Source organism: Pseudomonas sp. BR20, from assembly GCF_050780135.1.
In the GTDB taxonomy this organism is placed as follows: Bacteria; Pseudomonadota; Gammaproteobacteria; order Pseudomonadales; family Pseudomonadaceae; genus Aquipseudomonas.
The window spans coordinates 2,300,031-2,320,490 of the sequence record NZ_CP172012.1 but is presented as its reverse complement, the minus strand read 5'-3'; the positions used below and the strand labels follow the sequence as shown (position 1 = coordinate 2,320,490).

The 20,460-nt window shown below is 57.9% G+C and carries 12 protein-coding genes, 2 tRNA genes, 3 rRNA genes and 1 pseudogene; 7 read left to right on the top strand and 11 right to left on the bottom strand.

Going from position 1 to position 20,460, the window contains the following annotated elements; all coding sequences use genetic code 11:
- Window positions 1-2 precede the first annotated feature (2 nt).
- The 3 genes from ACHPFG_RS10655 (at window position 3) to ACHPFG_RS10645 (ending at window position 3,943) form a co-directional block, all read left to right on the top strand.
- Complete coding sequence (locus ACHPFG_RS10655) at window positions 3-1,430, top strand: O-antigen ligase family protein (protein WP_431702330.1); 1,428 nt, start codon at window positions 3-5, stop codon at window positions 1,428-1,430.
- A complete protein-coding gene (locus ACHPFG_RS10650; RefSeq protein WP_431702329.1) occupies window positions 1,430-2,839 on the top strand; it encodes a lipid II flippase MurJ in 1,410 nt (469 codons plus the stop codon). The genes ACHPFG_RS10655 and ACHPFG_RS10650 overlap by 1 nt, the downstream gene beginning before the upstream one ends.
- Before the next feature lie 90 nt (window positions 2,840-2,929).
- On the top strand, window positions 2,930-3,943 hold the full coding sequence (locus ACHPFG_RS10645) for an acyltransferase family protein (protein WP_431702328.1): 1,014 nt from the start codon (window positions 2,930-2,932) through the stop codon (window positions 3,941-3,943).
- A gap of 36 nt (window positions 3,944-3,979) precedes the next feature.
- Here the strand turns inward: ACHPFG_RS10645 and ACHPFG_RS10640 are convergent, their stop codons facing one another.
- From ACHPFG_RS10640 to ACHPFG_RS10630, 3 genes are all read right to left on the bottom strand, one after another.
- Window positions 3,980-4,555, bottom strand: a complete 576-nt coding sequence (locus tag ACHPFG_RS10640; protein ID WP_065926894.1) for a DUF4174 domain-containing protein — start codon at window positions 4,553-4,555, stop codon at window positions 3,980-3,982.
- 164 nt (window positions 4,556-4,719) lie between these two features.
- Window positions 4,720-5,352 (bottom strand): glutathione S-transferase N-terminal domain-containing protein, encoded by a 633-nt coding sequence (locus tag ACHPFG_RS10635; protein ID WP_431702327.1) that lies wholly within the window; start codon window positions 5,350-5,352, stop codon window positions 4,720-4,722.
- A gap of 31 nt (window positions 5,353-5,383) precedes the next feature.
- Window positions 5,384-7,741 (bottom strand): DNA polymerase II, encoded by a 2,358-nt coding sequence (locus tag ACHPFG_RS10630; RefSeq protein ID WP_431702326.1) that lies wholly within the window; start codon window positions 7,739-7,741, stop codon window positions 5,384-5,386.
- Between the two features lie 43 nt (window positions 7,742-7,784).
- Here ACHPFG_RS10630 and ACHPFG_RS10625 point away from each other — a divergent pair.
- Window positions 7,785-8,111: pseudogene (locus tag ACHPFG_RS10625) on the top strand (TonB-dependent siderophore receptor); the annotation flags it as partial.
- Window positions 8,112-8,154: 43 nt separating this feature from the next.
- Here the strand turns inward: ACHPFG_RS10625 and ACHPFG_RS10620 are convergent.
- A complete protein-coding gene (locus tag ACHPFG_RS10620) occupies window positions 8,155-8,622 on the bottom strand; it encodes an SRPBCC family protein (RefSeq protein ID WP_131700062.1) in 468 nt (155 codons plus the stop codon).
- Between the two features lie 99 nt (window positions 8,623-8,721).
- On the opposite strand from ACHPFG_RS10620, the gene ACHPFG_RS10615 reads away from it, so the two are divergent.
- Entirely contained in the window at window positions 8,722-9,123 is a 402-nt protein-coding gene (locus ACHPFG_RS10615) for a GFA family protein (RefSeq protein ID WP_431702325.1), read from the top strand.
- Between the two features lies 1 nt (window position 9,124).
- Here ACHPFG_RS10615 and mrdA read toward each other — a convergent pair whose 3' ends face one another.
- The 6 genes from mrdA to ACHPFG_RS10585 form a co-directional block, all read right to left on the bottom strand.
- Entirely contained in the window at window positions 9,125-11,017 is a 1,893-nt protein-coding gene (gene mrdA / locus ACHPFG_RS10610) for a penicillin-binding protein 2 (protein WP_431702324.1), read from the bottom strand.
- A gap of 270 nt (window positions 11,018-11,287) precedes the next feature.
- Window positions 11,288-11,403: ribosomal RNA gene (gene rrf / locus ACHPFG_RS10605) — 5S ribosomal RNA — on the bottom strand.
- A 157-nt stretch (window positions 11,404-11,560) separates the two neighbouring features.
- A 23S ribosomal RNA gene (locus tag ACHPFG_RS10600) occupies window positions 11,561-14,452 on the bottom strand.
- A gap of 249 nt (window positions 14,453-14,701) precedes the next feature.
- Window positions 14,702-14,777: transfer RNA gene (locus ACHPFG_RS10595), tRNA-Ala, on the bottom strand.
- A 30-nt stretch (window positions 14,778-14,807) separates the two neighbouring features.
- A tRNA-Ile gene (locus ACHPFG_RS10590) sits at window positions 14,808-14,884 on the bottom strand.
- 83 nt (window positions 14,885-14,967) lie between these two features.
- Window positions 14,968-16,504 (bottom strand): 16S ribosomal RNA (locus ACHPFG_RS10585).
- The 16S, 23S and 5S rRNA genes sit together here with 2 tRNA genes alongside, the layout of an rRNA operon.
- A gap of 696 nt (window positions 16,505-17,200) precedes the next feature.
- On the opposite strand from ACHPFG_RS10585, the gene rhtA reads away from it, so the two are divergent.
- Window positions 17,201-18,088: a threonine/homoserine exporter RhtA gene (gene rhtA / locus ACHPFG_RS10580; RefSeq protein ID WP_145338808.1), complete on the top strand. Its 888-nt coding sequence runs from the start codon at window positions 17,201-17,203 to the stop codon at window positions 18,086-18,088.
- A 164-nt stretch (window positions 18,089-18,252) separates the two neighbouring features.
- Entirely contained in the window at window positions 18,253-18,534 is a 282-nt protein-coding gene (locus ACHPFG_RS10575) for a hypothetical protein (RefSeq protein ID WP_048730152.1), read from the top strand.
- 101 nt (window positions 18,535-18,635) lie between these two features.
- Here ACHPFG_RS10575 and ACHPFG_RS10570 read toward each other — a convergent pair whose 3' ends face one another.
- Window positions 18,636-20,444: an aminopeptidase P family protein gene (locus tag ACHPFG_RS10570; RefSeq protein WP_431702323.1), complete on the bottom strand. Its 1,809-nt coding sequence runs from the start codon at window positions 20,442-20,444 to the stop codon at window positions 18,636-18,638.
- Between the last annotated feature and the right edge of the window lie 16 nt (window positions 20,445-20,460).

Here is a 20,460-nt window from a genome sequence, read left to right as displayed (position 1 = left end):
GAGTGAACCTGGCAAGCCTCGTCGCGATCCTCTTCGGCCTGCTGTTTGGCGCGCTCGCCCTGCTGCTGTCGCCGGCCAAGGCGTTCCTCGCCGTGGTCGGCCTGGCGGGGGCGGTGACCATCCTGCGCTTCCCGTTGTGGGGCCTGTTGCTGTTCGCCATGATCGCCACATTCATGCCCTACTCGACCATCAACCTGGGGATCCGCAGTACGGTAAGCGAGGCGATCCTGGCTCTGACCTGGGGCGCGGTGCTGTGGCACCACTTCCTGGCACGCCTGCCCGATACGCCAAGCCTGACCCGCCGTCCCACCGACCAGATGCTGCTGTGGCTGATGCTGTTCAGCGTGTTCCCGTTTATCGTCGGCCAAGTCACCATCCACGCCGACAGCAGCGGCGTGGCCAACTGGCTGCGCTGGTTGCTGAGCCTGTCGGCGGTGTTCCTCTGCGCCAAATTGCTGGTGGACCACAAGCAGCGCGAGTCCTTGGTGATCGCCCTGTTGCTGGGCAGCCTGGCGATGCTGGTGCTGTCGATTGCGGTGTTCGTGCGCACGCGCTCCGGGGCCGGCATTGCGCCGATTCTGGCGTTGTTCAACTACGGCAACTTCGACATGTTGAAATTCGGCCTGGAGGCCATGTCTTCGCGCATGGGTTCGCCGTGGATGCACCCGAACGCCATCGGCGGGATCATGGCATTGCTGCTGCCCCTGGCCTTCTGCTTCGGCATAACCGAGCAAGGCTGGAAGCGCGCACTGGGCCTGGGCGTCGCCTGCCTGGGCGCGGCGGCGTTGCTGCTGGCCAGCAGCCGTGGCGCGATGGTCAGCCTGGCGTTGGTGCTGCTGTGGATGGCCACGCGCCGCGTGCCCTACACCGGGCGCCTGTTGATGATCGGCGCGGCGTTGACCGTGGCGCTGGTGATTGCCTACCCACCGTTGCAGGAACGCCTGGCGACGATTTTCTCGTCGGACAACGCCAGTACCGAAGTGCGGTTCGACGAGTACCGCATGTTCCCGCAGGCGGTGGTGTCTTATCCATTTGGCATCGGCTTCAAGGTTGACCCGCCGGTGCCCGGCACCGACCTGCTGGGTATCTCCAACCTATGGCTGAACTTCATCTACAAGACCGGCATCGTCGGCATGCTGTTCTTTGTGGCGGTGACTGTGCGCTGGTGGCGTGAAGCGCGTCCGGAAAAAGGCCCGATCCGCCTGACCAAGGACAATGCCCTGTGGCTGGGCACCACCGGCGGGATTCTGTCGGCGCTGGTCAGCGGCCTGTTCGACCACTACTTCAGCTTTGCGGTGGTGATGGTGGCGTTGTTCTGGCTGATGGTGGGCATCAATGTGCTGGAGGCACGGCGGTTGTTTCCGGCGCGGCTGCCGCAGGTGAAGTCCATGGCCTACCGCAAACCCCTGCTTGATGGGGCACGTTCCTGATGCTCGGCTCTGCCGCCTGGCTGACCCTGGCGACCCTGTTGGGCCTGTGCCTGGGGTTTGCCCGCGAATGGTTGCTGGTGGCGGCCTGGGGCGCCGGAGAGCGCAGTGACGCCTTCCTGATCGCGCTGTTTTTGCCGGAAGCGCTGCGCATGTCATTGGCTGGCGGTGTGCTGAGCGCCGCCGCGCTGCCGCTGTACCTGCAGCGCAAGGACGACGAGCGCCTGAACTGGCTGGCGGTGTTGTTCCCGGCGTTGCTGCTGATCGCGTTGGTCACCAGCCTGCTGCTGACGCTGTTGGCACCTTGGCTGGTGCAAGTGCTCGGCCCGGGGTTGGCCGACACCGCCACGGCATTGGCCAGCCGTAACCTGCAGATCGTCGCCTGGTGTGTGCCGGGCTTGATGCTGCATGCACTGTTCAGCATTCCCTTGCAGGCCAGCGAACGTTTTGTCCTCGCGGGGCTGGGCTCGTTGCTGTTCAACCTGCCGCCGGTGACGTACCTCGCCCTCGCGGGCACCGCCAGCCAACCGCACTCGATGGCCCTGGCCTGCCTGGCCGGGAGCCTGTTGATGCCGCTGGCACTGTTGCCCTCGGTGTGGCGCCAAGGCTGGCGGCCATGGCGCTGGCAACTGACCTTAGCGCCCTTGCGTGAGCTGGGCCAACGCATCGGCCCGCTGTTGTTGAGCAATGGCGCCAGCCAAGGGTTGGCGCTGATCGAGCGGCTGGTGGCGTCGCTGCTGGGCGAAGGCGCGGTGACCTGGGTCAACCTGGCGCGCAAGCTGATGAACCTGCCGCTGATTGCGCTGATGAGCCTCAATCAGGTGCTGCTGGGCATGATGAGCCGCCGCCAGGGCGATGAGCGCCTGGCCCTGCTCAAGCGCGGCGTGGAAACCGCCAGCGTGCTGACCTTGCCCGCGGGCGTCGGCCTGGTGGCTGCAGCCCCGAGCCTGGTGACATTGCTGCTGCCCAAGCAATCGACGGATTCGCCGTTGCCGCTGCTGCTGGCCTGGTTTGCCGTGCCGTTGGTGTTCGGCGCCTGGAACGCCTTGCTCGCACGCTATGCCTACGCCGCCGGCGATACGCGCCAGCCGCTGCGCTGCGAGTTGCTCGGCAGCCTGGTCAACGTGCTGCTGTTGGCCGCCCTGCCCTTTGTGTTCGGCCTGGCCGGTATCCCCTTGGCCGCACTGGCCGGCGTGATCTGCACCGCGCTGTTGCTGATGCAGCGTCAGGCCTTGCTCGGCGCACTGCCCTGGGCCCGGCACTGGCTGCTCAGTGCGCTGCTGATGGGGTTGGCGGCGCTGGCGTTGTTTCGTATTGAAGGCGTGTGGCTGCAGTTGGGGTTGAGCACTCTGGCGGGCGCCGTGGTGTTGCTCGGGATGGGGCTGTGGCTCAAGCCGTGGCGCAAGGCATGACGCTTATTGTAGGCGCTGGCTTGCCAGCTCCTACAGGGGCGGTGGAGTTTATGGATCGGGAGCACTCAGGTGAAAAATCGCTGGATTCAAATGGATATCGCCAAAGGCATCGGCATCCTGGTGATCGTGTATGCCCACAGTTGGTTTGTCGCCACGTCCCTGGACCTGATGTACCCGATCCTGGCGTCGTTCGTACTGCCGTTGTTCTTCTTTCTGTCAGGGGTGTTCTTCAAGCCGGAACAGCCGTTTGTGGAGATGGCGGTGCGTAAGGCGGATGGCCTGCTCAAGCCGTTTTTCTTCACCCTGCTGGTGTACGTAATTGTGCGCGATGTGCTGCGCGGCCAACCGTTGCTACCGGACATTGGCGGCGTGCTGTACGCCTCGGTGGACACCATCCCGTGGCAGGCGCTGTGGTTTTTGCCGCACTTCTGGGTGGCGATCCTGTTCAGTTGGGCGGTACTGCGACTGATCCAACGCCTGCCGCTGGCAGTGAATTGCGCGGTGATGCTGGTGCCGCTGCTGATCGGCATCTGGATGCTGCCATTCTTCTGGCAATTGCCGGTGACCCTCGGCGGGCAAACCTGGGTGCTGCCCGGCTTGCCGTTCAGCCTGGACATCACCCTGATCAGCAGCGCGTGTTTCGTCTACGGCTACCTGCTGCGGGAGTGGCTGCGTACCCATGCGGGGTCACTGCTGACGCTGTTGGTTTCGGTGGTGCTGTTTGCGGCAGTGTTCATCTACAGCCACGACACCATGGACCTGGCACAGCGTCGCTACGACCACTGGCTGCGGACCAGCCTGCTGGCGGTGATTGGGGTGTACCTGTGCTGGGCGTTGGCGCGGGTGCTGATGGCCTCGGCGTTGATCACCCTGGCCATGACCTACATCGGCCAGTCGACGCTGATCCTGCTGATCTTCCATGGTGAGATCCAGCACAAGACGTTTGATTTGATGGAGCGTCTTGGGCTGCATGCGTTTGTCGCGGCATGTGTTGGGTTTGTGGTGGCGGTGGTGGCGCCGTTGTTGATCGGGGAAGTGATCAAGCGGGTGGCGTTCCTGCGGTTTTTCTACTTTCCGTTTCCGGCGCGCAAGGCTGCCAAATAACGGTAGGAGCGAGGTTGCTCCTACCGTTATTTGGGTTCAGTCATCCAGTTGTTGTGCAGCGGGCTTGCCGGCATGTTTCGCAGGCTTGGCGCCCTTGGCCGGAGCCGGTGCAACGGGTTCCGGTTCCGGGGCGGCGGCGGTTTCTTTCTCGGCCATCGGCATCTGGTCGATGGCGCTGAAAAACTCCTTCAAATCGAGGGTATCCGGTGGCACGGTCTTCTCGACTTTCTTCTCGCCATCCTTGCCCACCAGGATCACTTTGGTGCCGCTGCCGGCACCCAGTTTGAGGGCGCGAATCAGCGCGTTGGTTTCAGGCGGCGTGAGCTTCTTGTTGTCCTTGGGGTCCTTGGCGAACTTCTCACCTTCGGCACCGATGCTGCCGAACTTCACGGTGTAGAACACCATGCTGCGCTCTTCAAAGGACTGCTTGGTGGCAGGCTCGTCCAGTTGTTTCTTGAGGGTCGCCAGTGTGTCGTTGCCGGAATCAAGCTCCACCACCACCAGTGGCCGGGCTTTGCCCAGGTCCTGCTTAAGCGGGTTGATATCATCAGCAGCCAACAGCGGCCCCGTAAAAGCCATCAAGGTAGCCAGGGTCAGCGACCGGATGAGCATGCGCACCTCCTTTGAATTCCATGCAGGGTTCTTGAGTTTCATGTCTGCGACAGTCAAATTCAAGGATGATTCCTACACCGCGTTCAGAAAGCGTAGGTCAGGACGCCCGCTACGCAAAGGGTTGGAGGAGACATCCGGCATTGTTTCCTTTGATTGCGGAAACATTACGAGACCTTCCAGTCCGGCCAATGCCGGGCAAACACAGGCGCCACGATCGGGTCGACATCCACTTGCGCGAGTGTCTGGGCAAAGCTCGGCGCCAGGGCGCCCAGCGCTTCCCGTGCCTGATCCCAACGCGACACCGCCGCCGCCATGATGCCCAGCGCATTCGGCTCGCCGTTGGGCGCAAACAACTGGCCGGCAAACTGTTCGGCAAACACCACCCAGGCCTGATGCAGATAGCGGCGGGTGCCGGTGGTCAATTGCGTCTGCACCGCTTCATCGGCGTTGCCCAGCCAGCGTTGCGGGTAGTCGATGATGCCGATGGCCGAATAACAATTGGCCGCGATGTACACCAGGCCCCGGATGATCTGGGCACGGTCGCCGTCCAGCAGATGCGCGCCGGGAAACGCCAGGCCGAGGTGGATCAGAATGGCCGCGCTTTCGGTCAGTACCTGGCCATCAGGGGTGACCAGGGTGGGCACCTGTTTGAGCGGGTTGATACGGGCCAGTTCGTCGCTGCCCTCGCCGTCGGCCCAAGAGGCAGCGTCCACCCGTCGCCACGGCACCGCGCACCGCTGCAGGGCGATTTCGATCATGCAGGAGCCGGATTCGTCGATGCCAAAGAGCGTATACATTGCCTTTCCTCCATTGGATGAATCAAGGATTTTAGAACAGGCCCATTTGCCCGCCGACCAGGGTGCTGAAATCGTCATTCACGAACGGCAGGATGGCATCCGCGACCGGTTGCAATTGCCGGGTGACGTAGTGGTCGTAATCAATCGGCGCCTGGCGTACTTCCAGCGGTTCGGGGCCGTTGACGCTGATCACGTAGCTGATCCAGCCGCCGCGCTGGTATTGGCGCGGGCGCCCCAGACGGTCGTTGTATTCATCAGCGAGGCGCGCCGCGCGTACATGGGGCGGCACGTTGCGCTCGTAGTCGTCCAATTGGCGGCGCAGGCGCTTGCGGTAGATCAGCAGTTCATCGAACTCGCCGCTCAAGGTGCGGCGCACGTAGTCGCGTATGTAGTCCTGATGGGGCTGGCGGTGGAAGATGCGCTGGTAGAGTTCCTGCTGGAACCGGCGGGCCAGGGGAGACCAATCGCTGCGTACGGTCTCCAGGCCTTTGTAGATCATCTCTTCGCTGCCGTCGGCACGAGTGACCAGGCCGGCGTAGCGTTTTTTGCTGCCCTCCTCCGCGCCGCGAATGGTCGGCATCAGGAAGCGGCTGAAGTGGGTTTCGTATTGCAGCTCCAGGGCGCTTTGCAGCCCGAACGTGCTGTGCAGGTGCTCACGCCACCACGCGTTGACGTGCTTGACCAGCGCCTGGCCGATACGGCTGGCGTCTTCCTGGGAGTGTGCGCTGCCGAGCCAGACGAAGGTGGAGTCGGTGTCGCCGTAGATCACCTCATAACCCTGGGCTTCAACCAGTTCGCGGGTCTGGCGCATGATCTGGTGGCCGCGCATCGTGATCGAGGAAGCCAGCCGTGTATCGAAGAAGCGGCAACCGCTGGAACCGAGCACGCCGTAGAAGGCGTTCATGATGATTTTCAGCGCCTGGGACAGTGGCGCGTTGTGCTCCCGCTTGGCCTCTTCACGGCCTTCGGAGACGCGCGCGACGATGGAGGGCAGGCAGTGCCGGGTGCGAGAAAAACGTGCGCCGCGAAAGCCTTCTACTGAGTCGCTGTCGTCGGGGTGCTTGAGGCCTTCGATCAGGCCCACCGGGTCGATCAGGAAGCTGCGGATGATCGACGGGTAGAGGCTTTTGTAATCGAGTACCAGCACCGACTCGTAGAGGCCGGGGCGCGAGTCCATAACAAACCCGCCGGGGCTGGCCTGGGGCGGTTTGTCGCCCAGGTTTGGCGCAACGAAGCCTTGGCGGTGCATCAGCGGCATGTACAGGTGGGTAAACGCCGCCACCGAGCCGCCGTTGCGGTCAGCCGGTAACCCGGTGACGCTGGCGCGTTCGAGCAAGAACTTGAGCAGTTCGGTCTTCTCGAAAATCCGCGTGACCAGCTCGCAATCCTTGAGGTTGTAGCGCGCCAGGGCAGGTTTGTCCTCGGCGAACATGCGGTTGATTTCGTCCATGCGTTGATACGGTGTGGAGATGTCCTTGCCCTCACCGAGCAGGGTTTGCGCGACGTTTTCCAGGCTGAAGGATTCGAAACTCCAGGTGGCCGAACGCAAGGCCTCGATACCGTCGATAATCAGGCGCCCCGCGGCCGCGGCGAAGTAATGGTTGCGGCTGCCGTGTTCGCGCCAGGCCATGGGCTCATCGCCGCGGCCGAGCATCAGCGGCACATTGAGGCGCTGGGCATGTTCATGCAGGACGCGCAGGTCGAACTGCACCACATTCCAGCCGATGATTGCATCGGGGTCATGGGTGGCGAGCCATTGGTTAAGGCATTCGAGCAGTTGGGCGCGGGTGTCGCAGTAGTCGAGCTTGAAATCCACCGCGTCAGTCTTGTTCGGCGGGCCGAGCATGTACACCTGGCGTTCGCCGCAGCCTTCGAGGGCGATGGAATAGAGGTCGCCCTGGGCGGTGGTCTCGATATCCAGGGACACCAGTTTGAGCGGCGGGCGGTAGTCGGGCGCGGGCTTCATCTGCGCATCGCACAGGGCACCACTGGCATCGGGTGTACCGCCGAACCAGACCGGGGCGGTGATGAAACGCTCCATCATGTAGCGTTCGGGCGGGCGCACATCGGCTTCGTAGACGTCGACACCGGCGGCGCGCAGGCGTTTTTCCACGTCCATCAACTGGCGGTGCTGGCGAGTGTAGAGGCCCAGAACCGGACGGTGATGGAAATCGCAGAGTTGTAGCGGGCGCAATTCGATATCGCGCTCGCCCTTGAGCAACCAATCCAGCGGCTTGCGATGGGCCTCGGGAATGAACATCACCGAGGTCTGCACGGGTAGGCGGATAAACCGTGGGCCGTGGTCTGTGGCCAACCAGAAACTGACCTCCGTGCCCGCCAGGGTATCGCGCCAATGCCGGGTCAGGACAAAACCCTGCTGTAAATCCACCGTACCGCACCTCAGGAATAGCTTTCAGGCGTTGATTCTACTCGGCATCCGCGCCATCGGTGTACGTTCCTTCCAGCTCAACGCCGGCGTGGACTGGGAGGTACCCGTCCTGCAAGGCGTGACCCTCAACGGGCACATGCTGCGCACCGGTGGCCAGTACGCGGATGCGGCCAACAACCTGAGCCTGCCGGCCTGGAACCGCTTCGATATAGGCGCGCGCGATACGTTCACGCTGGACCAGCGTGATGTGACACTCGGGGCCACGGTGGAAAACGTCGCCAACGAAAAATACTGGGAATCGGCTCAGGGCGGGGTCTTGAGCCAAGGCGATCCTCGCGCAGCCAAGTTGTCGGCGACGGTGGACTTCTAACGGCGGCGAAAGCGGGCACCAGTGATGATGCCCGCTAACCGGCTCACGCCCTACGTGCTTTGCTCAAATAGTTTTCGATATTGCCCATCTGCTCGTCCCAGCCACGGGAATTCATCTTGAAGGCCTTTTGCCGACGAGCCTCCGGTACCGCGTCGAAACCGGATTCCACCACCCGTAGCAAAATGCCCGGCGCCCGATCCTCAATGGTGAATTCCACCAGTGTCGGGGTTTCCTTGTCGTAGTCGACGCCCTCCTCCACTGCGAAGGGGTGCCACCAGAAAGAGAACAGCGTCTGCGGCAGGATGCGTTCGATTCTGGCTTTCCAGATCACATGTTCGTAACCTGGGTAGGTAATCGGCGCCTCTATGGTTTCCCCTGCCACAAAGGCTTTGCCCTTAAGGGCGATGCCAAACCAATTACCAAATTGCTCGGCATTGGTGAGCGCTTCCCAGACCTGTTTACGTGAAGCGTTCAGCAGAACTTTTCGCTCGATGCGATCTAATACGTGCATAAGTCACCTCCTCCGTTGAAAGTAGGCGACATCAAACAATGCGCAACCTCAGGTTGTAAGCAATCATGATGACCCCGTCCTTGAACCGGCAATACGTTTATGACTGACCCATTGAATGGAAGTTGCTTCTGCACAGGTGTTCGCTATCAAGTGGACCAGCTGGACATGCCGATCAGCCACTGCCACTGCTTGAGCTGCCGCAAAATACATGCGGCGCCGTTTGTCGCCACCGCTGGAGTAATGCGCGAACATTTTCGCTGGACGCGGGGGGAGGAACTGTTGGCGTCCTTTGAATCTTCGCCGGGCAAGCTCAGGCATTTCTGCTCGCGCTGTGGCTCACATCTGATAGCGGAACGTGGGCATCAGCCCCATGTGATCGTGCGGGTGGCGACGCTGGACGATGATCCGGGCGTCAGGCCCACCTCGCACATCTGGACGGCCCATGATGTGCCCTGGCTTGCCCATGAAGGCATAGAGCAATGGGACGAGTGGAAGGCATGACTTAGACGTGCGGGTCACCTGGCGCTTTTGCCGGCGTCGCATATTGCGGCTTCAGGTGACCTTCCTGGTCAAGTAACCAGGCATCCATGATTTGCCGCACCACCGGACCCGCGACGCGGCCACCGGCCTCACCGTTTTCGATCATCACCGAAATAACGATTTTCGGGTGTTCGGCCGGGGCGAAGCCTACGAACAACGCGTTGTCACGGTGGCGTTCCAGGGTCTTCTCGCGGTTATAACGCTCGCCTTGCTTGATCGCAACCACTTGCGCGGTACCGCTCTTGCCGGCAATGCGATATTGCGCCCCTTGTGCGGCGGCCCGGGCGATACCTCGTGGGTCGTGCATCACCAGTTGCATGCCGTGGTTGACCTGCTCCCAATCACGCGGATCCTTGAGGACGACGTTGGGCATCGGGTTCTCGTCCACCGGCGGCTCGCCATTGATAGTCTTGGCCAGGTGCGGTCGATTCCACACGCCCTTGTTGGCGATCAACGCCGTGGCCTGGGCCAATTGCAGCGGTGTGACTTGCATGTAACCCTGGCCAATGCCGAGGATCACGGTTTCTCCTGGGAACCAGGGTTGGCGCCGTGTGGCGCGCTTCCAAGCCTGGGATGGCATCAAGCCAGCTGACTCTTCGAACATGTCCAGGGAGACTTTCTGACCCAGGCCGAACTCGGCCAAGTAGTCGTGCAGGCGGTCAATGCCGAGCTTGTGCGCAAGGTCGTAAAAGTAAGTGTCATTGGAACGCATAATGGCAGCGTCCATGTCTACCCAGCCGTCGCCGCTGTGGTTCCAATTGCGGTATTTGTGGTCAAAGTCAGGGAGCTGGTAGTAACCAGGGTCGAACACACGTGTCTGTGCGGTGACGACTCCGCTGTCGAGGCCGGCGATAGCCACTTCCGGCTTGATGGTCGAACCCGGCGCGTAGAGCCCCCGCAATACGCGGTTGAACAGCGGCCGGTCGATGGAGTCGTGCAACGCAGCATATTCCTTGAAACTGATGCCGGTGACGAACAGGTTCGGGTCAAAACTCGGCTTGCTGACCATGGCCAGCACTTCTCCGGTTTGCGGATCAAGGGCAACCACCGAACCACGGCGATCGCCCAAGGCCTCTTCCGCAGCTTCCTGGAGCTTCACGTCGAGGCTCAGGACGATATTTTTGCCAGGGATAGGGTCGGTGTGCTTGAGCACACGCAGTACGCGGCCCTGGGCATTGGTCTCGACCTCTTCGTAGCCGACATGACCATGCAGTTCGGATTCGTAGAAACGCTCGATACCGGTTTTGCCGATGGACTGTGTGCCACGGTATTCCACCGAATCGAGGGCTTTGGATTCTTTCTCATTGATCCGTCCCACATAGCCGATGGAGTGGGCAAAGTGCGCACCCAGCGGGTAGTGACGGACGAATTGCGGTTCTACGTCTACCCCTGGCAGGCGGAACTCATTTACCGCCAGCAATGCAATTTGCTCTTCGGTCAACTCGTAAAACAACGTCACGGGAACGAACGGGTGGCGCGCCTGCTTCAGAGCCTTGTCGAACAGCGCACGGTCTTCGACAGGCAGGTGCAGCAAGTTGACGATAGCGTCGAGTTCACCCTTGAGGTCGGTGGTGCGCTCGCGAGTGATGGTCAGATTGTAGCTGGGTCGGTTATCAGCCAGCACCACGCCATTACGGTCATAGATAAGGCCGCGCGTCGGAGTGATGGGCAGCACATGGACGCGGTTGTTTTCAGAAATCGTGGAATGGTAGTCGAACTGTACGACTTGAAGGAAATACATACGCCCCACCAGGGCACACGTAATGCCTATCACCAACAACGCACAAGCGAGCAGGCGCTTGTTGACCAGGCGGTTCTCTTTTTCGTGATCTTTAATCGGTATCGGTCCAGGCATTTCTACAGCATCTCGTTGAAGAAGGTCGACGCCGCGTCCTGCGATGAAAGATCAGTCCTTGAGAAATGTGCTGCACCATACCAAAAATGCAGAAACACTTTGCATTGAATTCCCCAACGGCACTCTGAAGTGAGTTCCATCTCGACGGGTACGGTGATACGGCAGCCGCCCTTGAGGATATTCAACAGCTCACTCGGCTAGGCTCGCGCACTTTTCGACCGCCCAAAACAAAACCCCATCTGCTTTCGCAAATGGGGTTTCGGAATTTAATCTTGACGATGACCTACTCTCACATGGGGAAACCCCACACTACCATCGGCGATGCATCGTTTCACTGCTGAGTTCGGGATGGGATCAGGTGGTTCCAATGCTCTATTGTCGTCAAGAAATTCGGGTACTGAGTCGCGGCCAGCTGGCCTCGCTTCAGCAAATTGGGTATGTGACAGCTATCGGTGTTTTGTGAGCATCGAACTTTCGGTTCATTGCGTCTTCACACACCGCAATCTGATGCTCTTTCGAGTATTCAAATTGCTTGGGTGTTATATGGTCAAGCCTCACGGGCAATTAGTATTGGTTAGCTCAACGCCTCACAGCGCTTACACACCCAACCTATCAACGTCGTAGTCTTCGACGGCCCTTCAGGGGACTCAAGGTCCCAGTGAGATCTCATCTTGAGGCTAGTTTCCCGCTTAGATGCTTTCAGCGGTTATCTATTCCGAACATAGCTACCCGGCAATGCCACTGGCGTGACAACCGGAACACCAGAGGTTCGTCCACTCCGGTCCTCTCGTACTAGGAGCAGCCCCTCTCAAATCTCAAACGTCCACGGCAGATAGGGACCGAACTGTCTCACGACGTTCTAAACCCAGCTCGCGTACCACTTTAAATGGCGAACAGCCATACCCTTGGGACCGGCTTCAGCCCCAGGATGTGATGAGCCGACATCGAGGTGCCAAACACCGCCGTCGATATGAACTCTTGGGCGGTATCAGCCTGTTATCCCCGGAGTACCTTTTATCCGTTGAGCGATGGCCCTTCCATACAGAACCACCGGATCACTAAGACCTACTTTCGTACCTGCTCGACGTGTCTGTCTCGCAGTCAAGCGCGCTTTTGCCTTTATACTCTACGACCGATTTCCGACCGGTCTGAGCGCACCTTCGTACTCCTCCGTTACTCTTTAGGAGGAGACCGCCCCAGTCAAACTACCCACCATACACTGTCCTCGATCCGGATAACGGACCTGAGTTAGAACCTCAAAGTTGCCAGGGTGGTATTTCAAGGTTGGCTCCACGCAGACTGGCGTCCACGCTTCAAAGCCTCCCACCTATCCTACACAAGCAAATTCAAAGTCCAGTGCAAAGCTATAGTAAAGGTTCACGGGGTCTTTCCGTCTAGCCGCGGATACACTGCATCTTCACAGCGATTTCAATTTCACTGAGTCTCGGGTGGAGACAGCGCCGCCATCGTTACGCCATTCGTGCAGGTCGGAACTTACCCGACAAGGAATTTCGCTACCTTAGGACCGTTATAGTTACGGCCGCCGTTTACCGGGGCTTCGATCAAGAGCTTCGCGTTAGCTAACCCCATCAATTAACCTTCCGGCACCGGGCAGGCGTCACACCCTATACGTCCACTTTCGTGTTTGCAGAGTGCTGTGTTTTTAATAAACAGTCGCAGCGGCCTGGTATCTTCGACCGGCATGAGCTTACGGAGCAAGTCCTTCACCCTCACCGGCGCACCTTCTCCCGAAGTTACGGTGCCATTTTGCCTAGTTCCTTCACCCGAGTTCTCTCAAGCGCCTTGGTATTCTCTACCCAACCACCTGTGTCGGTTTGGGGTACGGTTCCTGGTTACCTGAAGCTTAGAAGCTTTTCTTGGAAGCATGGCATCAACCACTTCGTTAACTAAAAGTTAACTCGTCATCAGCTCTCGGCCTTAGAATCCCGGATTTACCTAAGATTCCAGCCTACCACCTTAAACTTGGACAACCAACGCCAAGCTGGCCTAGCCTTCTCCGTCCCTCCATCGCAATAACCAGAAGTACAGGAATATTAACCTGTTTTCCATCGACTACGCTTTTCAGCCTCGCCTTAGGGACCGACTAACCCTGCGTCGATTAACGTTGCGCAGGAAACCTTGGTCTTTCGGCGTGGGTGTTTTTCACACCCATTATCGTTACTCATGTCAGCATTCGCACTTCTGATACCTCCAGCAAGCTTCTCAACTCACCTTCACAGGCTTACAGAACGCTCCTCTACCGCATCACTTACGTGATACCCGTAGCTTCGGTGTATGGTTTGAGCCCCGTTACATCTTCCGCGCAGGCCGACTCGACTAGTGAGCTATTACGCTTTCTTTAAAGGGTGGCTGCTTCTAAGCCAACCTCCTAGCTGTCTAAGCCTTCCCACATCGTTTCCCACTTAACCATAACTTTGGGACCTTAGCTGACGGTCTGGGTTGTTTCCCTTTTCACGACGGACGTTAGCACCCGCCGTGTGTCTCCCATGCTCGGCACTTGTAGGTATTCGGAGTTTGCATCGGTTTGGTAAGTCGGGATGACCCCCTAGCCGAAACAGTGCTCTACCCCCTACAGTGATACATGAGGCGCTACCTAAATAGCTTTCGAGGAGAACCAGCTATCTCCGAGCTTGATTAGCCTTTCACTCCGATCCACAGGTCATCCGCTAACTTTTCAACGGTAGTCGGTTCGGTCCTCCAGTTAGTGTTACCCAACCTTCAACCTGCCCATGGATAGATCGCCCGGTTTCGGGTCTATTCCCAGCGACTAGACGCCCTATTAAGACTCGCTTTCGCTACGCCTCCCCTATTCGGTTAAGCTCGCCACTGAAAATAAGTCGCTGACCCATTATACAAAAGGTACGCAGTCACCCAACAAAGTGGGCTCCCACTGCTTGTACGCATACGGTTTCAGGATCTATTTCACTCCCCTCTCCGGGGTTCTTTTCGCCTTTCCCTCACGGTACTAGTTCACTATCGGTCAGTCAGTAGTATTTAGCCTTGGAGGATGGTCCCCCCATATTCAGACAAAGTTTCTCGTGCTCCGTCCTACTCGATTTCATGACTAAGAGATTTTCGCGTACAGGGCTATCACCCACTATGGCCGCACTTTCCAGAGCGTTCCGCTAATCTCAAAGCCACTTAAGGGCTAGTCCCCGTTCGCTCGCCACTACTAAGGGAATCTCGGTTGATTTCTTTTCCTCAGGGTACTTAGATGTTTCAGTTCCCCTGGTTCGCCTCTTGCACCTATGTATTCAGTACAAGATAACCATCTTATGATGGCTGGGTTCCCCCATTCAGACATCTCCGGATCAAAGTCTGTTTGCCGACTCCCCGAAGCTTTTCGCAGGCTACCACGTCTTTCATCGCCTCTGACTGCCAAGGCATCCACCGTATGCGCTTCTTCACTTGACCATATAACCCCAAGCAATCTGGTTATACTGTGAAGACGACATTCGCCGAAAATTCGATAATACTCAATTAAGAGCAACTCACAAATTTTACCTTAGCCTGATCCGTTACCAGTGAAAGTAACGTTCAGTCTATCTTTCTATCACATACCCAAATTTTTAAAGAACGATCTAATCAAAGACTAGAAATCAACATTCACCATCACACGGATGGAATGCTCATTTCTAAGCTTTCATAACGTAGAAGCAGTAGTGGTGGAGCCAAACGGGATCGAACCGTTGACCTCCTGCGTGCAAGGCAGGCGCTCTCCCAGCTGAGCTATGGCCCCGTATTTCTACAGGCGTTTCCCACACAAAATTGGTGGGTCTGGGCAGATTCGAACTGCCGACCTCACCCTTATCAGGGGTGCGCTCTAACCAACTGAGCTACAGACCCAATTTCGGGCTGCTTCTTTATCGTCTTCTTCAATGAATCAAGCAATTCGTGTGGGAACTTATGGAGCAGCTGATGTCGTCGATTAAGGAGGTGATCCAGCCGCAGGTTCCCCTACGGCTACCTTGTTACGACTTCACCCCAGTCATGAATCACACCGTGGTAACCGTCCTCCCGAAGGTTAGACTAGCTACTTCTGGTGCAACCCACTCCCATGGTGTGACGGGCGGTGTGTACAAGGCCCGGGAACGTATTCACCGCGACATTCTGATTCGCGATTACTAGCGATTCCGACTTCACGCAGTCGAGTTGCAGACTGCGATCCGGACTACGATCGGTTTTCTGGGATTAGCTCCACCTCGCGGCTTGGCAACCCTCTGTACCGACCATTGTAGCACGTGTGTAGCCCAGGCCGTAAGGGCCATGATGACTTGACGTCATCCCCACCTTCCTCCGGTTTGTCACCGGCAGTCTCCTTAGAGTGCCCACCATAACGTGCTGGTAACTAAGGACAAGGGTTGCGCTCGTTACGGGACTTAACCCAACATCTCACGACACGAGCTGACGACAGCCATGCAGCACCTGTCTCAATGTTCCCGAAGGCACCAATCTATCTCTAGAAAGTTCATTGGATGTCAAGGCCTGGTAAGGTTCTTCGCGTTGCTTCGAATTAAACCACATGCTCCACCGCTTGTGCGGGCCCCCGTCAATTCATTTGAGTTTTAACCTTGCGGCCGTACTCCCCAGGCGGTCAACTTAATGCGTTAGCTGCGCCACTAAGAGCTCAAGGCTCCCAACGGCTAGTTGACATCGTTTACGGCGTGGACTACCAGGGTATCTAATCCTGTTTGCTCCCCACGCTTTCGCACCTCAGTGTCAGTATCAGTCCAGGTGGTCGCCTTCGCCACTGGTGTTCCTTCCTATATCTACGCATTTCACCGCTACACAGGAAATTCCACCACCCTCTACCATACTCTAGTCAGTCAGTTTTGAATGCAGTTCCCAGGTTGAGCCCGGGGATTTCACATCCAACTTAACAAACCACCTACGCGCGCTTTACGCCCAGTAATTCCGATTAACGCTTGCACCCTCTGTATTACCGCGGCTGCTGGCACAGAGTTAGCCGGTGCTTATTCTGTCGGTAACGTCAAAACCATCACGTATTAGGTAATGGCCCTTCCTCCCAACTTAAAGTGCTTTACAATCCGAAGACCTTCTTCACACACGCGGCATGGCTGGATCAGGCTTTCGCCCATTGTCCAATATTCCCCACTGCTGCCTCCCGTAGGAGTCTGGACCGTGTCTCAGTTCCAGTGTGACTGATCATCCTCTCAGACCAGTTACGGATCGTCGCCTTGGTGAGCCATTACCCCACCAACTAGCTAATCCGACCTAGGCTCATCTGATAGCGCAAGGCCCGAAGGTCCCCTGCTTTCTCCCGTAGGACGTATGCGGTATTAGCGTCCGTTTCCGAACGTTATCCCCCACTACCAGGCAGATTCCTAGGCATTACTCACCCGTCCGCCGCTCTCAAGAGAAGCAAGCTTCTCTCTACCGCTCGACTTGCATGTGTTAGGCCTGCCGCCAGCGTTCAATCTGAGCCATGATCAAACTCTTCAGTTCAAACATCTTTGGGTTTTTAAGAAACCCTAAACTTGGCTCAGCAATCGTTGGTTATTCTTTGATTTCTCGCGGAGTAACTTGTGATGCTGATAATCTTGTTGACTATCAGTCTGACCCCACAAGCACCCACACGAATTGCTTGATTCAGTTGTTAAAGAGCGGTTGGTTAAGAGCTTTCGTCTCAACCGAGGCGCGCATTCTACAGCAGCCTCATTTGCTGTCAAGTGATTATTTTCAGAAGCTTTCGAAGATTTCTTCAACAACTTCAACCACTTGCGCTTGCGATCTCTCGTTAGCGGGAGGCGAATTCTACAGCGTTACACGCTGCTGTCAACACCTCTTTTTCTCCGCTTTCGACCGAGAAGATCGAATCGTTAATAGCGCCAAACAACACGACTCTATCAACTCCTTCTGAGCTTCGATGAACTGAAGCAACTCGCCGCTTAATCCTGCATAACTCTTTGTTTACCAAGGAGTTTTACGTTTCGACTGCGCCGGAAGTGGGGCGAATTATAGACTTCCAGAATCTGCCGTCAACACTTAATTTGGTTTTCCTATCAAAGCACCTACCAACCTTAAAATCCCTCTATATAGCAGGCTACCGCTGTAGATTTGAGCAATATATTGCTCAATACAGAACAGTTAAGCATCATAGTGGCCCCGGCTTCTCAAATATGACCTTGGACGAACACCCCAATGACCACCTCCCACCGCAGTTTGGCCTCGGCATTGTTTCCGGTCGGCCTACTGTTGATCGCTATGGCCTCCATCCAGTCCGGAGCATCACTGGCCAAAAGCATGTTCCCGATTGTGGGAGCACAAGGCACCACAACCCTGCGCCTGATCTTCGCCAGCGTAATCATGCTGCTGATATTGCGACCATGGCGCGCCAGGCTGACCGCAAAATCCCTGCGTACCGTGGTCGTCTACGGGATGGCCCTGGGTGGCATGAACTTCCTCTTCTATATGTCCTTGCGCAGCGTTCCCTTAGGAATTGCCGTAGCCCTTGAATTCACCGGACCGCTCGCCGTCGCAATCTACGCATCGCGCCGAGCGATAGACTTCCTGTGGATCGCCCTCGCGATCGTCGGCCTGCTCCTGTTAATTCCCTCGGGAGAAGCCAGCAGCGGAATCGACCTGGTCGGCGCGGCCTATGCATTGGGTGCGGGTGTGTGCTGGGCACTCTACATTCTGTTCGGACAGAAAGCGGGTAACGACAACGGCGTCCAAACCGCCGCCCTGGGCGTGATGATCGCTGCCCTGTTTGTTGCGCCCATCGGCATTGTCCATGCCGGTACCGCGCTACTGACCCCTGCATTGATCCCGGTCGCCATCGGTGTCGCGATTCTGTCCACTGCACTTCCCTACACCCTGGAGATGGTAGCGCTGACACGTCTCCCCGCCCGCACCTTCGGAACGCTTATGAGCATTGAGCCCGCTTTCGGCGCGCTCTCAGGACTTTTCTTCCTACAGGAACACCTCTCCCTACCGCAATGGCTGGCCATAAGTTGCATTATCCTGGCCTCGGTAGGCGCGACACTGACAATGCGCAATGACTCAAAGCCGCTGGTTCCGGCAGATTGAATCATCTTTGAAAGTTGCTCTGGTATTTGCTGCGTATTTAGGCCATGTTTAAACTGCAAACGAATGTCATTCATGGAGTTTTTCGACAAGGACAGCGCGAACGCTACACTCGAGAGCGAGTAGAGCCGACTTCGAGCATTACGAAGTGGCTATTAAGGATAGGAATGAAGCGAATTTTGATACTGTTAATGGTCCTGGCCATTGCTGGCTGTGCCGCGACGACCAAGACAGAAGTAAAACGCGGCAAAAAAGGGCTGCATATCAACTGTTCCGGCCTGTCTTCTTCCTGGGACCAGTGCTACACCAGTGCAACCAACTCTTGCGGCGCCAAGGGCTACCGGGTTATCGCCAAGTCCGGTGACAATTCCGAGGAGCCAGGGGACTACCCCTTCGGCATCAACCCTGCCGGCTATACCAGCCGCAGCATGATCGTCATCTGCAAGTGATCTCCTCCGAGCAGTCACCATCGACTGCTCATATAAATGCCTGATACAACCCCGTCGCGGCGCTGCAACTAAATTATTGCAGCTCCTGACTTTGCAACAGGTTAAATGGTCATCGTGCGCATCTGCAGCCACTCCAGCGCAGCACCGCTGAGCAGCGGGCTCAGTCGTTCACGCACCTGGGCGTGATACGCGTTGAACCACTCGCGCTCATCCGCAGTGAGCAGCGACGGTTCCAGGCAACGGGTGTCGATCGGGCACAAGGTCAGGGTTTCAAACGCGAGGAACTCACCAAACTCGGTCTTGCCCGCTTCGCAGTTCAATACCAGGTTCTCGATACGCACGCCCCAGCGTCCAGGGCGGTAGGTGCCCGGCTCGATGGAGGTGATCATCCCTGGCTGCATCGCGGTTTGCGGCGCAGGGGCCGCCTGATAGGCGATCACTTGTGGGCCTTCATGCACATTGAGGAAATAGCCTACGCCATGCCCGGTACCGTGGCCGTAGTCCACGCCTTCAGCCCAAATCGGCGCACGGGCAATGGAATCCAGCAGCGGTGACAAAATCCCCTTGGGGAAATGTGCACGGGACAATGCAATAACGCCCTTTAGTACACGGGTGCAGTCACGTTTCTGTTCGTTGCTCGGCGTGCCAATAGGCACCATCCGAGTGATGTCCGTGGTGCCACCCAGGTACTGGCCACCTGAGTCGATCAGCAGCAGTCCATCGCCTTCGATCACCGCATGTTCTTCCTCGGTGGCGTGGTAATGCGGCATGGCCCCGTTGGCATTAAATGCCGCGATGGTATTGAAGCTCAGCGACACATAATCGGGGCGACGGCTGCGAGCAGCAGTCAGGTGCTCATCGATGGTCAGCTCAGTGATGCGCTCACGACCCAGCGCACTCTCCAGCCAGGCGAAGAATTCGCAAAGGGCCGCGCCGTCCTGCTCCATGGCCCTGCGAATGTGTTCCGCGTCCGCCAGGCTTTTGCGGGACTTGGCCAGTGTGGTCGGGTTCAGGCCTTCGATCAGCTTGACGCCGGCATCCAGGTTTTCCAGCAAACCGGCAGTCACGCGGGCGGGGTCAACTTGCAAGCTGGCACCCGATGGCACTGCACGCAGGGCATCCGCCACTTCGCTGTAATCGCGCAACGTCACACCATCCTGCGCAAGCACCGCGCGCAAGTCTGAATCAACTTTACTCAGCGCCACAAACAACGTGGCCTGTTGTTGATTGATCAACGCAAACGAAACGAACACCGGATTAAACGAAACATCGCCGCCGCGCAGGTTGAACAGCCAGGCGATGTCATCCAGGGTGGCGATGAAGTGCCAGTCGGCGCCCTTCTCTTTCAAACTGGCGCGCAGTGCGGCAAGTTTATCGCCACGGCTGACGGTCGCCTGAGGTGGCAGATGCTCATAGATCGGCTGGTTCGGCAGGCTCGGACGGTCTTTCCAAACGGCATCGAGTATGTCGATATCGGTACGCAGGCGAGCGCCACGTTCTGCCAACTTGGCGCCCAACGTGCGCGCAGAAGCGACAGCCATCACCGCGCCGTCCACTGCCACCACGCCGCCTTCCGGCGTCTGCTCGGCCAGCCATTCCAGCGGCCCGGGTTGGCCCGGTTGCAGCTTGACCAATTCAATGCCGCTGCCCTTGAGCTCCTTGGTGGCCTGTTCCCAGTAACGGCTGTCGGCCCAGACACCGGCGAAATCCGCAGTGACAATCAGCGTGCCTACCGAACCATGGAAGCCCGACAACCATTGACGCCCCTGCCAGTAACCCGGCAAGTACTCGGACAAATGCGGGTCAGCCGACGGCACCAGCAGGGCATGGATGCCCTCGCGGCTCATCAGTTCGCGGGTGTGCGCCAGGCGCTGGGGAACCATTCCATGGGTCAAGGGCTGCGTACTCATTGTGTCTCCTGCTAAC